The sequence below is a fragment of the Variovorax trehalosi genome (assembly GCF_051216415.1).
Lineage (GTDB): Bacteria > Pseudomonadota > Gammaproteobacteria > Burkholderiales > Burkholderiaceae_C > Variovorax.
This window is the reverse complement of sequence record NZ_JBPJZG010000005.1, coordinates 626,370-639,229: the sequence shown is the minus strand read 5'-3', so window position 1 is coordinate 639,229 and position 12,860 is coordinate 626,370. Positions and strand designations below refer to the sequence as shown.

Sequence of the window (12,860 nt, the reverse complement as noted above, 5' to 3'; positions counted from 1 at the left end):
GCCGCGCGAAGACGCTACAAGATTGGCGGCACACCTATCTCGATGGGGCAGCTTTGCGAAGATGGAACGCAGCTTCGGCCCGATGTGGTCTGGTTCGGAGAAGAGGTCGAATTCCTGACGGAGGCGAAACGCCACATCGCGAGCGCAGGCCGGGTGCTCGTAATCGGAACCTCACTGTCTGTATTTCCTGTCGCCGCTCTGGTGAAGGCCGCACGTGGCAGGGCAGACAAGGTATTGGTTGCATTCGACGTCACAAAGCCGCCTTACGGATACACATTCCTGCGGGGCAAGGCGACCGAGCTTGTACCAGCGGTGACGAACAGATGGCTTGCCGAGAGTCGGCAGAGTATTGGCACGTAGCAGCGCGGCGCGGCGTTGAGCAGATGCCGGTGAAACTCGCGCGTTCACAATCAGGCTGCGACGGACTACATTCGGCCAAGACCGGTCGGTCAGCCGACACCCGGAAGCTGCCCGCTAGGATCAGGCGGTTGTAGCCGGTTTAGAAGCTGATCGACAACGGCGCGGTGAAGCACAACTCAGGCGGTGTGCGAGCGGCCTCAATGGTCCAAAGCTGAATGGGGACGCTGCGCACCGCGGGGGCGCAACCCGTCAAGACTGCGGTAAACGCCAGCAACATGCCCGCGGCATAGCCAATCAAGCCGTCCACGATCAATGCTCTTCCGCGAACGGCTCATACGGCGGAATCTCAGGCCAAGGATCCCAGTGGTTGCCGAACCATTGCTTGCCCGCCTCGCACAGCCGCAGCGTCACATCGTTGTCGATGTCGTCCGTCACCCTGGGTATTTGGGTCATCGGCGAAGTCAGCCAGGGGTGATCCACGTCTAGCGAAACCGAATGGCCGGTGATCTGTTCACGCAGGGCCTTGAACATCCACAGGTCGACGGGGAAGAAATCCCAAGGTGTGTACTCGTAGACGTAGCCGCACTTGGTCTCTGGCCTGAATCCCGCCCCGCGCGCAATGGATTCGTCGCAATGGTTCATTACTGCTTGCGCGAAAGCGTCAGGGTCGTTCACGTGATCGAACAACTGGCGGTACATGCCCATCCCTGCAGGCAACTCGTCGGACGTGGGCCACGCGCGCATCTCGAAAGCGCGCGCCAACACCCAATAAAAATCGTTGAACTCCGGGTCGCCGGGCAGGCTGTCGATTGAACCTGCCTTGTACATGTTGTAGAGCCGACGACCTAGCCAGGCCGAGCACTTCTGCGCTCCACTGACGGTAGCCAGCGACCAGAGCCACATTTGGGAGTCTTCGAAATGGGTAGGGAAGTTCAGATCGGTTCCCTCGTGTTCGTTCCAAACGCGGAAGAGAAGGAACCCGCGCAGGGTGATGGAAAACAGCCGTTGAAACGCCTCGGCATCCGCCGGACGCCGATGCGCATAGGCTTGATAGCCGAAGTGACGGCCTGCGGATATGGCCATATCGAGTGCTGAATCAATGGCCATGTTGCGATCCATCGCCGTCAGAGCCAAGGTCAATTGATCCTGTCTCCTGCCGAAGTCCTTCAGAGCCTTTTCTAAAACATCATGCGCGACATGATCGTCAACCCACTTTTGCCAATGGCCCTGCCGCTTTTTTGAGACTGTGTCGTTCGCCATTTATGTGCTCAACCCTTAGATTAGCGCTTGCCGTCGAATCCACTCGGCCAAGGTACTGCCTGCGCAGCGCGTCCTAGAGATACGGGAGGCAGAAGAAGCGTTCGGCCACTCCACATTGAGCGAGTCCGACGCGAATTCGATACCGACGACGAGTTCAACGCTGACCTCAATGAGAACAATGGAAAACCAGAACGATGGCTATTCTCACGCGGTTGATACCCAGCTGAACGACCGTTTCGGAGCAAAACGAACTTCGGCTAAGGGCCCACTGCAGTCTTTCGTGCAGCTCGGAAGCGGTCATTGGCTGGCGCATTGCCAGCTACATGTTTCCTTGCGCTTGCAAAGGTACTCGCACGAACGAACAGGTTCAGCTGCAGGCGTTGAACAATGCCTAAAGAGCAAATCAGCCGCCATTGCACGCTTCGCCCGTCAGCAAAGTGAGGAAGCGCCCATGTCTGCAATCATCGGCGCACTGTGCGCATCAACATCTCGAAACCGCGCCGAACGCGTACCCGCCTGGCTAAGTACCGAATGAACCTCTGCCCTCTAGCCAGCTCAGAAGCCAACGTTTAATCTTCGCCACGCAATTCCCGCCAGCACAGCAGTTGGACCCCTTGTCCCGAATGTGCATCCCGACCCGATTCAACTCCCACGGCGCGTCGCAAGCTGGCGATTCAGCGCTTCACGAGCCCTGCGGGCTGCTCCCGCATCCACGCGATCTGCAAGCACCTGGGTCAACTGGTCCAGCTGGGCCGCGGTGATGCCCACGTTCATGCTGATGCCCATGTGGGATTGAAGCTGCGACTCAGCGCCCGGAAGCGCTGACAGCATCCCGACCGTCGCCAGCTCGCGGCTCGGCCAGTCGAAGTTGTCTCGCTCGAACACATCGCCGAAGAGGTGCGTCTTCAGGTACTCGTCGACGGCCGGCGCGAAATCGAACAATGCACCCTTGACCGGCTGCCCCACGAGCTTGGTCTGGTTTGCCGTCCCGGCTGCCAGCAGCGCATCGCCTTTCGGGATGGGGCGCGAGGGCAATTGCCCCTGCTTGTCCTGGATACCACGCTGCTTGCGGGCCTCCACGACCTTCATCAGTTCGCCCAGCGCATTGAGGCTGCGCGGGAATCCGGCATAGGCGTAGACCTGCACCAGGACCTCTTTCGAGTCGTTGATCGTCAGGCCGGCATCGAGCCCCTGTTCGATCGCGGTGTTCAGGCGCGCGATGTCGCCGGCCGCTGCGAACGCCGCAATGGGGATGATGGATTGCTGGCGCAGCGAAAGCGTCTCTGATGCAGTGCGCGTGGCGTTCATGTTCGTAGACTCCTGGGATCCTGTGTCGGCGTGGCACGGCGCGACCGCGAGGCACAGGGCCAAGACCAGCGCGCCCGCCTTGCCGCAATGCCTAGCGTTGGTTGTATTGCTCATCGGAAACCTTCTCCATCCATTCAACATTCTTTCCGCCCACGGTGCCGGTAACGGCCAGGTGGACCAGCGCCGTGAACGGGGCGGCGCCGTGCCAGTGCTTGACGCCCGGAGGGCACCAGACGACATCACCTGGCCGGATTTCCTGCACGGGCTTGCCCCACTCCTGGGTCAAGCCGACGCCTGACTGGACCACCAGGCGCTGGCCCGCCGGGTGCGTGTGCCAGGCGGAGCGCGCGCCGGGCTCGAAGGCCACGAGGCCGCCGGAGGCATTGAGGGTTTCGGTGGCGGGCCAAACCGGGTCGACACGAACGCGACCGGTGAAATATTCGGCAGGGCCGACTGCGGAAGGTTGGCTGCCGGCCCTGGCGATCTGCTGGGCCGCTCCGGGTGCCGCCGCGGGCTCGGCGCCTGCACCGATGGAGTTCAGGGCCGCAAGGTAAAGCGCGGCCTTCAAGGGTCGAATGCACATGGTGGGATCAGCTCCTGGTCGTGGATGGAAGGAAATGCGCCGCCGCTGTCCGGGCGACGGGGATGCACGAACTCTATGGACACCACGCTTGGTTGAGAAGGCAGCAAAATCAGGATGCTTATGTGAACATGGCTCACCAATGGCAAAAGAAAACCTGAATGACCTGTAAGCGTTCGTCGTCGTTGCCCGTGAACGCAGCTTCACCCGTGCCGCCGCCCAGATGGGCGTATCGCGCTCGGCCCTCAGCCACTCGATGCTCGCACTGGAGGGCCGCCTGGGCGTGCGCCTGCTCACCCGCACCACGCGCAGCGTCTCGGTCACCGACGCAGGCGCCCGGCTCCTCAAGACGCTAGCACCCCGGTTGCAGGACATCGAGCGGGAGCTCGAATCCCTCACCGCGATGCGCGACAAGCCGGCCGGTAAGGTTCGCATCACCACGCATGACCATGCGATTGCCACGGTGCTGTGGCCCAAGCTCATGCCCCTGCTCAAGCAGTATCCGGACATCGAGGTGGAATTCAGCGTCGACTACGGCTTCACTGACATCGCAGCCGAAAGGTTCGATGCCGGTGTGCGAGTGGGTATCCGCGAGGACATTCCGCGCCTCATCGAGCTCTACATGCAGGGCCGCCTGAACCTCGATGACCTGGTGTCCCGTCGCATCCGGCTGGAAGGCATCAACGATGGCTTCGCTGCCATGCAGCGCGGCGAGGTGGCCCGCAGCGTGATCGTCTTCGACGGGGTCGGCACATGACTGTGGGAAGCGAAATGGGACATCGATCCTGCACGCGTTCATGTGGAGCGCCTCGGCGCGACACCTCCGCCGCAGGAAGCGGGCGACTTCAAACTGCGCCTGGTCAAGAGCGGACGCAGCGTCATGGTGTGACCCGAAGTCAGCACACTGGACGCGCTTTTGCAGGCTGGAGTGAATGTGGACTGTTCCCGAGCATCTCCGTCGTGACCTGTCCGAACTGAGATTCGGCATCGCCCGACGTCTCGCAGCTGTGCGCCTGCATCGGATCGTGCGGGAGTTCCTGCGCATTGCGCCGGTCCGGCCCTGGGATGTGCAGGCAGCGCTGCGACATGGCGATCTGCGTGCCCAGTTGAAAGCGCGCGGCACACCCATTGGCGATTTCGACGAGATGATCGCGGCCCACGCGCCGGCGGTCGGCGCCGCCATCGTGACGGACACACGAAGCATTTCGCACACGTGCCTGGCTTGGTGCTAGATAGCTGGCTTCGCGTGCCGACCGGGCGCTGAACCCGCGGCGGGCGATCGGGCTCGACCGGCCTCGCGCCAGATGACTTCGAAACGCACGATGTGCATGAACGGAAGAACGATGCGAGGTGAACGAGCTTCGCGCTCAAAGGCGCTTGGCGGACCACCTCCCCCTCGAAGCGCCGCGCCCGCGTTCAATACCGCCTCGGATAGAAGCAGAGAAGCACGAACTCCGCATGCGCGGCCAGCACCCGGCTGGTCGCAGCGCCCTGGACGATCCTGCCTGTCACGGCCAGACCGGCACGGCAGTTCGGGCTCGCTGTGCTACATATGTGCTACAGTTAGACCACCGCCAACCTCATGAGGTCCATCCACATGTCGACTACGACCATCCGCCTTGACGATGAGCTCAAGGCCCGCATCGCGGCTGCGGCTGCGAGGTCGGACAAGTCTTCGCATGCGTTCATCCTGGACGCGCTGTCCGACATGGTCGAGCGCAGCGAATTGGACGAGGAACTGCATCGAATCGCAGACAAGCGATGGGCTGCGTTGCAGCGCACCGGCGAGTCGGTCGCCTGGGAGGACGCTGCGGCCTACTTGAAGGCACGCGCGGCCGGCAAAAAGGTTCGCCGGCCTTCGGCGCGCAGGCCCGGGCCCTGACCGACCCATGGTCCGCATCGAACTGGCGCCGGAGGTTCTGGATGACATCGACCGCTTCATCGACCATCTGGAAGAACATGAGGCCGCCGATGTGGCGAACCGGGTCGCGGAGATTCTCGAGGCCATCCAGATCCTTTCGCGCAGCCCGTTGATCGGCCGCCCCGTCGCAGGTGGAAAGCGCGAGCTGATCATCGGCAAGGGCAACCGCGGCTATATAGCGCTGTACCGTTACCTGGCCGAGATCGAGACCGTCTTCATCCTGGCACTGCGAGCCCAGCGCGAGTCCGGGTTCAAACACTGAAGGGCCGTCCACCCGCGCCTTCGACCTCGCGCTTCGAACGCCGTTCACCCTCCCCTCCCGCTCTAGCCTCGACCCAGGCGGCACAGGACCGGGTCGAGCGGTCCCACACACGGACACGGCGCGCGCCTCCAGGGGATATTCAATATCTTCGAGGGTAGGAGCCGAGAAGCCGGAACTCCGCATGCTCCGCCAGCAACCTCGCGATCTCCGGCTGTGAGGCATGGCCCACGACGTCGATCACATAGCGGTGTCCATCCAGCGATTGCTTGTTCGGGCGTTCGTAGACGGCCAGGACCCGGGCCGATTTCGCGAGCGCCTGCAGTGATCGCTGAAAGCTCTCTTCGTCGACGGTCAGCAGCAGCGTCGTCTTGTCATGGCCGCTGGGTGCCGGGATCGCATGACCCAGCACCCACCAGCGCGTCGTGTTGTGGGGTCCCTCCTCGATGCCGCTGACGATCGGCGTGAGACCGTAGAGGCGGGCCGCGCCGGGCGGCCCCATGGCAGCCATGCCCGACGCTGCCCCTTCCGCCACCGACTTCGCCGCGGCGCCGCCGCTGGCCGCCGGCTGGCGTTCGACGCCCGGCATCTCCACATCGAGCCAGGGCTTGACCTCCTCCAGCGCCACGGGGTGCGCCAGCACCGTGCGGATGTCCTCCTTGCGGGTGCCGGGCTTGACCAGCAGGCTGTAACCCAGCGCCTTCGGGTACTCGCCCACCACATGCACCGTGTCGAGCGCCAGCACGTCGTCCAGATAGGGCGTGGTCCCAACCAGCGACGTGGTGGCGGGCACACAGGCCTTGGCGATGGTTTTCGCGCGCAAGGCCTTGAAGAGCGCCTGCCTGTCGAGCGCGACCAGGTTCGTGTCGCCGAACAGGTCCATGCAGGCCTGGTGGGTCCAGCTGCCTGCCGGTCCCAGGTAAGCGATCTGGGCGCTGGTGATCGAAGAGACGCCCATGGCGAGCGTGGCCATCGTGACGGCGCACAGGGAAAGGGTTTTCATGAATTGGAGCGGCAAGGACAACTGAAATTTCGATGAAACGAGGCGCACCGACCTCCACCGCACCGCATCGCATCGCGATCCCGGCGCTGGAAGCCCGCGCGTCTTTATGACGGGAGCCGCTATGATCCGGACGGCGAGCCCACCCGGCAACGCTTGCGCGGCATGCACTTTTCCCGCGCGGCTTTCCGATGGGAACTCCGAGCGCCGACCGCTGCGGCATTGCGTGACACGCAACCTGCTGCCGGCCGAATGCACGCAGAAGGAAGGCAGAGGCGCCTCGGGAAGGCGGCCCTGTGCACGGATGCCCCGGCTGCGCGGCCGGCCGCAGTCCCGAAGAAGCTCCGTCCGACGGATGAAGAAGCCCGACGCACGGCAGTTTGCAGATGCCCTACGGAGCGTCAGCAAAGCCACCGCGGCGGGAAACAAGCGACCGCCAGACATTGATTTGGATCTGACGATCGAACATCGGTGAGCCGCGTCGGTCCGAGGTTCAGTTTGCCGTGGCCACTCTCATCCTTATCGGATCGGCCAGACGCGCGCGAGCTGCCGTGCAGTCGTCACGTTGCAGATCGCCGGGCGCCGGCCCCTTTTCGACGTCAGGTGCCTGCCGACTGAGAACCGCCGTCTGGAAGCCCGAGTCCACCGTCCTTGCCTGGACTGCGTTGAATAACGACAGCGGCAACAGGACGACGACCATCAAGCAACTCGACAGATTCAACATCAGCCACGGCACTTCCCTGCAAAAGGGAGACCGGGTTTATGCCGACGCACGCTTTGGGTGCGTTGTTGGGGCGACGGGCACCCATGTCCGCGTGCGATTTGATGGCGCTCTGAGCGGCGTGCCCTGCGATCCCAAAGATGTACGGGTTGTCAGTCCAGAAAGCCAACGCCTGGAAATCGCCTCAGTACAGTAGCCTCGCCCAGAATTCTGGTGCCCCGAACCATTCGGGCCTTAAGTCTCATACCTATTCTGGTAGACACGGCAGCTTGGATTCATCGTCCTTTTTTTGTCGCCCTGAAATGTTCCGGTCGTGGCCTACTGTGGATGCACCGGCACTTGGAAAAAACCTATTCATGTGCCACCCTGGAACAATCGCGCGCATGGGAGACAGATACACCTTGCCAGCTGGGATCTGGAACTCCGTGATGTCAGTGAGCCACTTCTCGTTGGGCGCGGCAGCCCGGAAGTCTCGGTTGAGAAGGTTGTCTGGCGCCGGACTGATCTCTCCCAAGTATGAGCCATACCTGCGCCGCTTTGGCTTGGCAATGACCAAGCTCTCTTGTTTCATCAGCCGCTGCACGACCTTCTCCGAGATGCTCGCGCGCTGCCTGGCCAGCGAAGCCTGCAGCCGGCGGTCGCCATAGCAACGGTGGTTGCGCTCGAAGATGTCGGCGAGGGTTCGACGCACCTCGGCGTACTTGTCCGCAGCATTGAGCCGGGCTCGATGGTAGAAGTAGGAACTGCGTGCCAGGCCCACTTCGTCGAGCAGTTCCACGAGGGTGTATGTCTGCCTCAGGGCATCAACCAGCAGCGTCTTCTCCCGATTGGTCAGGAGTTGCTGGTCGATGCCCAGGTCTTTTTTTAGGATTTCATTCGCCTTCTTCAAGAGGTCTTGTTCGAGCTGCAATCGTCGGATGTTGCGTCGCAGGGCGCCGCACACAAAGCGGGCGGCCTGGCCTGCTGCTGCGCCCTTTCACACGCATCGGGAGACGCGGGGTTCGGAAATCGCTGCGGAGCGCACGCAACGCACGAGCGCGCCGCACGAAAAGAAAGCGACTTGAGACGGCTACAACAGCTGGCTCGAGCCATCGAGTGCTTCAGCACGCGATCCCGGCGCGAGCTGGGCTAAGTCATCTGCTGTCACGCAGAACGGCCTCGGCCCCGAGGAGGAAGGCGCTTGAGGCGGAGCCATCCAGCCTGGCCGCTGTCGCTTGTCTTGTCGGACGATACCGCCAGTCTCACTCGCGGGGACTGTGCGCTCCTACAGAGCGCACACGAATGGTGACTAACCTCGGAGGCGAAGACCCGCCGGGGTCCGTCCCACTGATCGCCTGCCATGCCCCTTACCGCTTTTCTTGTCGAAGACAACAAGGTCATCAGAGACAACCTCATTCCCACGATCGAAAGTTTGTCGGCCGCACGCGTCGACGGCACTGCGGAAACGGAAGATGACGCCATCACTTGGCTGATCTCGCACAACGGCCACTGGGACGTTGCAGTGGTCGATCTCTTTCTGCGGGAAGGCTCTGGACTTCGCGTTGTTGACCGGTGCCGGAACCGTCAACCGCATCAGAGGGTGGTGATGCTCACCAACTACGCGACGGAAGAAATGCGCCGCCAGGCGCTGAGCCTCGGCGCCGACGCTGTCTTCGACAAGTCGACAGAGATCGAAGGCCTGTTGGACTACCTGGAAACCCTCAATGGCCTCCGGTAGGCGAGCCGGCCTCCCGTAGGAGCTCCAAAGTCGCTCACCCCACTGGCGTGATCCGAAGAACGAAGGCGACTTCGGTTCACTCGTCCGAGTCGTCGGAACCTCCCAGATGTTCAGCCTCGACAAGACCTGCGGCTTGAAGCACCAGGACGTTGTTGATTTCGTCGAATGCATCGACCCTGAGAGGGAAATCAGCCTTCTTGATCTTGCGTCAAAATCCATTGGCATAGCTTCTGAGGTCTCCTGTCGTCGGCATCGACCACGCGAATTGACGCGTTTCGCCTCTTCTCCCGCCGCGGAAACGGTGGCATGTTGATTCTCTCTCCCAAAGGAGCGGCCATGGCCACCCGCTCGATCGCGTCCCGGTCGCCGGGTTTATCCCTCGTGTCGATCCCAGCTCACCCTCCCGAGAAGAGGCTCCTACGGGGTAAAGTTCGACTCCCCCCAAGACAACGATTTAAAGGACTTAGATGAAGCAAGACCCCGTACGAACCGGGATTCCAGGGCTGGACGAGGTGCTTCTGGGCGGCGTTCAGCGGAACAACAACATCCTGGTCGAAGGCGCGCCCGGTGCCGGGAAGACCACCCTGGGACTCGCCTTCATTCACGCCGGTGCGGCCCTCTACGACGAACCCGGCGTGATCGTCTCCTTCGAGCTCGATCCCGAGAAACTGTTGCGGGACGCCAAAGGGTTCAACTGGGACTTGCAACGGCTCATCGATGAGCGCAAGGTCAAGATCATCCAGACCTCGCCGGCGGTTCTTCTCAATGAATTCCGCTCCGCCGACGGCGCGTTCACCGCAGAGCTGACCTCCATCGGCGCGCGCAGGCTGATGATCGACGGCCTGACGCCGCTTCGCCTCTATGCCGAGGCCCACGACAAGCCGTTTCGCGAGGATGTTCACTTGCTTGTCGAAGGGCTCGCCCGCCTCGGCGTCACGACACTCGTCACTGCGGAACGCGCAGAAACGAAGTTCGAGGCGCATGCCCACGAGCGATTCGTCTTCGACACCATCATCTCGCTGACCCGCAGCGAAGTGCGTCGCCGGGTCCACAGGACCCTGGCGGTCGTCAAGTCGCGCGGCCAGGATTTCATCAGCGGAAGCCATTCGATGCGCATCGAGGCCGGCGAGGGCATTCACGTGTATCGGCGTGCGCAGTCGGGCCCCAAGGTTGACGAGGACCAACCGACCTCGAGTAAACGCGTATCCGTGGGATGCGCCGCGCTGGACGTGATGATGGCCGGCGGGCTTTACGAGGGCTCGGTCACCATGGTCACCGGCATCTCCGGCACCGGCAAAACGGTTCTGGGCGTGCAGTTTCTCACCGCGGCCGTACAGGCCGGGCGGCGGGCGCTGCTGGTGACCTTGGATGAGCATCCGCGCCAACTGATCCGCAACGCGGCAAGCCTGGGCTTCGACCTGGAGGGCCTCGTGCGGCAGGGCTCGCTCTTCATCCACTACGAATCGCCCCTCGAACTGGAATTGGACGTGCACTTCGACCGGGTGACCAAGCTGGTGGAGAAGGAAGGCATCGACTGCGTCGTGTTCGACTCGGCGGCCGTCTACGAGATGGCGAGTCCCGACCAGGCCTCCGACTTTCTCTATGCGCTGGCCGACTTCGTCAAGGGGCGGCTCGCGACGGCGTTCTTCAACTACGAGAGTCCCGAGCTCCTGGGCGTCTCGCAGATCAGCCAGGAGCTCAAGGGGTCGCACCTGGTCGACAACATCATTCTGCTGAGCTACGTGGAAATCTCCACACGCCTGCGCCGTGCGATCGCAGTGCCGAAGGTGCGTGGGAGCAAGAACATCCAGACGACGCGCGAGTACGTGATCGCTGAAGGCGGCATCTCCTTGCTCGACGAATCGGCAGCCGAGGGAGAGGACGCCGCACCCGTGCCGCAGTTGCCCTTCTCTTCCTACTACGGACTGCTGGCCCGCTCGCCGTCGCGCAAGAGTCCGGCGATCGAAGACGCCGTCGCGCATGGCAAGGCGCTGCCGGACTCGCCGGAGCTGCCGCCCGAGACGACGCAGTGAACGACAGCGCCGACGCGAAGAATCGTTCGACAGGCCTGGACTGGGAAGGCTGGCGTCATGCCTTGACGCGTTTCGCCGCGGCGACCGAGCTTTGCGTCAGCGCCTACGACCTGGACTGCGAGAGGCAGGCCGGGCCATTTGCCTCATCGAAGGTCGCGCGCATGCTGGCGACCTCAGGTGTATGGAACGAGGGCCGCCTGGGCGACATGATCGAGCGGGACCTCGCCGCGCATGTCCTCGGGACCGGCGCGCCCGGGAGTGCCAGTGTCGGCGAAGAGCTGCGTCTGCAGGCTGTCCCTTTGTGGGTCGGAGGCCAGGTGCGGGGCGTGATCGTCTACGGGTGGGCGTTCGCCACCTTCGGCACGCCATTGGGATGCGAGCGCATCGCGCGGCAGCTTGGTGTCGATGGCGCACGACTTTGGGCGGAGGTGCGGCTGGAGTCACCCGTTCCCGAATCGCGCATGAAGGTGTACACCGAACTGCTCGAGACCATGATCGAGTCCACGGTCCGCCATGCCGAGGCGGTCGAGCGCCTTCAAGAGCTCAGTCGACTGCGCGAGGTGTTCCTGGCCAGCGTGTCGCACGAGCTTCGAACGCCGTTGTCCGTGCTCGACATGCGAATCGAGATCTTGCTGCGGAGTGCGCTCGCCGATCCGGAGGCCATCAGGGCCTCTCTGGTCAACATGAAGTACCACGTGAAAACAGAGGCGCGGCTGGTCGAGGATCTCATCGAGGCGGCGCGAACCCGCACCGGCCAGTTGCGCATCGATATGCAACCTGCGTCGCTTCGCGACATCCTCAAGGCTGCGGTCTCTGCCGTGGTGCCGCATGCCGAGGCCAAGCAGATTACCGTCGTGATTCCAGAGCTGGACGAACTCGGCCAGCTGCCACTCATGGCCGATCCGCACCGTCTGCAGCAGGTGTTCTGGAATCTTCTGTCCAACGCAGTCAAGTTCACTCCGGCGTCCGGACGCATCGAACTGCAGTTGCATTGCGACGTGCAGACATACACCGTGTCGGTGACGGACACGGGCAGCGGCATCGAAGAGGCGCTGCTTCCTCATGTTTTTACGCCGTTCACGAAGCAACTCAAGGCGAACGCCCAGGGGCTGGGCCTGGGTCTTTCCATCGCCCGCCATATCGTTGAGCGCCACGGCGGGACGATCCGGGTGGAAAGCGCCGGGAATCATGCCGGGGCGACGTTCCACGTCACGCTGCCTGTGAACTTGCCGCCCGCAAACGACGCAGCCGCCTAGCGGGGCGACACGCGCGACGGCATGACGATGATGTGCGTGACCCATGAGATGAACTTCGCGCGCGAGGTGGCAGATCGCGTCTGGTTCATGACAGCGCATCTCCCGGTGGCGCTGATACGCCGCCACCCGCAATCCACGCATGCAAGAACTGCACGACCTCAAGGACGAAGACCTGCGAGTTCTGGCGCAAGGCCGCCGCTGCACTGGCGCAGCTAGTGCCTCAGCTGCGTCGCCAGGACAGCGAGATCAAGTTCAGGGCGCCAAGATCGAGAAGATCGCCTTCCAGCTCGCGCTGGCTGAAGGCTGGAAGTTTGGCGCAAAGACTGAGGCAATAGCACCGAGCAGCGCTGTCGCTTTGAGAGACGCTTGCTGCGGATGAGGCCAGCTTGCTGATGCTGTAGGAAGAGGCGCGTTCCGCATGCAGCGGCTTGCCCACTGAGTTTTC

14 protein-coding genes and 3 pseudogenes are annotated in these 12,860 nt (G+C 62.8%); 12 read left to right on the top strand and 5 right to left on the bottom strand.

What is annotated here, in order from left to right; translation table 11 throughout:
• The coding region (locus tag ACSFA7_RS21940; protein WP_435501312.1) for a Sir2 family NAD-dependent protein deacetylase at positions 1-360 on the top strand (360 nt) is incomplete at its 5' end.
• A gap of 309 nt (positions 361-669) precedes the next feature.
• Here ACSFA7_RS21940 and ACSFA7_RS21935 read toward each other — a convergent pair.
• Positions 670-1,620 carry a hypothetical protein gene (locus ACSFA7_RS21935; protein ID WP_435501311.1) on the bottom strand — a complete coding sequence of 317 codons (951 nt, stop codon included), beginning with the start codon at positions 1,618-1,620 and terminating at the stop codon, positions 670-672.
• Between the two features lie 178 nt (positions 1,621-1,798).
• Between ACSFA7_RS21935 and ACSFA7_RS21930 the strand changes: the two genes are divergently transcribed.
• The gene (locus ACSFA7_RS21930) at positions 1,799-2,155 is read left to right on the top strand and encodes a hypothetical protein (RefSeq protein ID WP_435501310.1); all 357 of its coding nucleotides are present in this window, start codon (positions 1,799-1,801) and stop codon (positions 2,153-2,155) included.
• Positions 2,156-2,262: 107 nt separating this feature from the next.
• On the opposite strand, the gene ACSFA7_RS21925 is transcribed toward ACSFA7_RS21930, so the two are convergent.
• Positions 2,263-2,928 (bottom strand): carboxymuconolactone decarboxylase family protein, encoded by a 666-nt coding sequence (locus tag ACSFA7_RS21925; RefSeq protein WP_435501309.1) that lies wholly within the window; start codon positions 2,926-2,928, stop codon positions 2,263-2,265.
• Between the two features lie 91 nt (positions 2,929-3,019).
• Positions 3,020-3,511, bottom strand: coding sequence for a (R)-mandelonitrile lyase (locus ACSFA7_RS21920; protein ID WP_435501308.1), 492 nt, complete (start codon positions 3,509-3,511; stop codon positions 3,020-3,022).
• A 139-nt stretch (positions 3,512-3,650) separates the two neighbouring features.
• Between ACSFA7_RS21920 and ACSFA7_RS21915 the strand changes: the two are divergent.
• From ACSFA7_RS21915 to ACSFA7_RS21900, 4 genes and pseudogenes are all read left to right on the top strand, one after another.
• Positions 3,651-4,106 (top strand): annotated as a pseudogene (locus ACSFA7_RS21915) (LysR family transcriptional regulator); the annotation flags it as partial.
• Positions 4,107-4,440: 334 nt separating this feature from the next.
• Positions 4,441-4,740, top strand: a complete 300-nt coding sequence (locus tag ACSFA7_RS21910) for a PIN domain-containing protein (protein WP_435501307.1) — start codon at positions 4,441-4,443, stop codon at positions 4,738-4,740.
• Between the two features lie 365 nt (positions 4,741-5,105).
• Positions 5,106-5,390 carry a CopG family ribbon-helix-helix protein gene (locus ACSFA7_RS21905; protein ID WP_307506323.1) on the top strand — a complete coding sequence of 95 codons (285 nt, stop codon included), beginning with the start codon at positions 5,106-5,108 and terminating at the stop codon, positions 5,388-5,390.
• A gap of 7 nt (positions 5,391-5,397) precedes the next feature.
• On the top strand, positions 5,398-5,691 hold the full coding sequence (locus ACSFA7_RS21900) for a type II toxin-antitoxin system RelE/ParE family toxin (RefSeq protein WP_435501306.1): 294 nt from the start codon (positions 5,398-5,400) through the stop codon (positions 5,689-5,691).
• Positions 5,692-5,830: 139 nt separating this feature from the next.
• Here the strand turns inward: ACSFA7_RS21900 and ACSFA7_RS21895 are convergent, their stop codons facing one another.
• A complete protein-coding gene (locus ACSFA7_RS21895; RefSeq protein ID WP_435501305.1) occupies positions 5,831-6,691 on the bottom strand; it encodes a prephenate dehydratase in 861 nt (286 codons plus the stop codon).
• A gap of 1,100 nt (positions 6,692-7,791) precedes the next feature.
• Positions 7,792-8,343 (bottom strand): annotated as a pseudogene (locus ACSFA7_RS21890) (IS3 family transposase); the annotation flags it as partial.
• Positions 8,344-8,748: 405 nt separating this feature from the next.
• Here ACSFA7_RS21890 and ACSFA7_RS21885 point away from each other — a divergent pair.
• From ACSFA7_RS21885 to ACSFA7_RS21860, 6 genes and pseudogenes are all read left to right on the top strand, one after another.
• Positions 8,749-9,126 carry a response regulator gene (locus ACSFA7_RS21885; RefSeq protein WP_435501304.1) on the top strand — a complete coding sequence of 126 codons (378 nt, stop codon included), beginning with the start codon at positions 8,749-8,751 and terminating at the stop codon, positions 9,124-9,126.
• A 106-nt stretch (positions 9,127-9,232) separates the two neighbouring features.
• Positions 9,233-9,439, top strand: a complete 207-nt coding sequence (locus ACSFA7_RS21880) for a hypothetical protein (RefSeq protein ID WP_435501303.1) — start codon at positions 9,233-9,235, stop codon at positions 9,437-9,439.
• A gap of 154 nt (positions 9,440-9,593) precedes the next feature.
• A complete protein-coding gene (locus tag ACSFA7_RS21875) occupies positions 9,594-11,159 on the top strand; it encodes an ATPase domain-containing protein (RefSeq protein ID WP_435501302.1) in 1,566 nt (521 codons plus the stop codon).
• Positions 11,156-12,415, top strand: a complete 1,260-nt coding sequence (locus ACSFA7_RS21870; protein WP_435501301.1) for a sensor histidine kinase — start codon at positions 11,156-11,158, stop codon at positions 12,413-12,415. The genes ACSFA7_RS21875 and ACSFA7_RS21870 overlap by 4 nt, the downstream gene beginning before the upstream one ends.
• 12 nt (positions 12,416-12,427) lie before the next feature.
• Positions 12,428-12,631, top strand: a pseudogene (locus ACSFA7_RS21865) (hypothetical protein); the annotation flags it as partial.
• Positions 12,555-12,794: a hypothetical protein gene (locus ACSFA7_RS21860; protein ID WP_435501300.1), complete on the top strand. Its 240-nt coding sequence runs from the start codon at positions 12,555-12,557 to the stop codon at positions 12,792-12,794. The pseudogene ACSFA7_RS21865 and the gene ACSFA7_RS21860, both read left to right, overlap by 77 nt.
• Positions 12,795-12,860 lie beyond the last annotated feature (66 nt).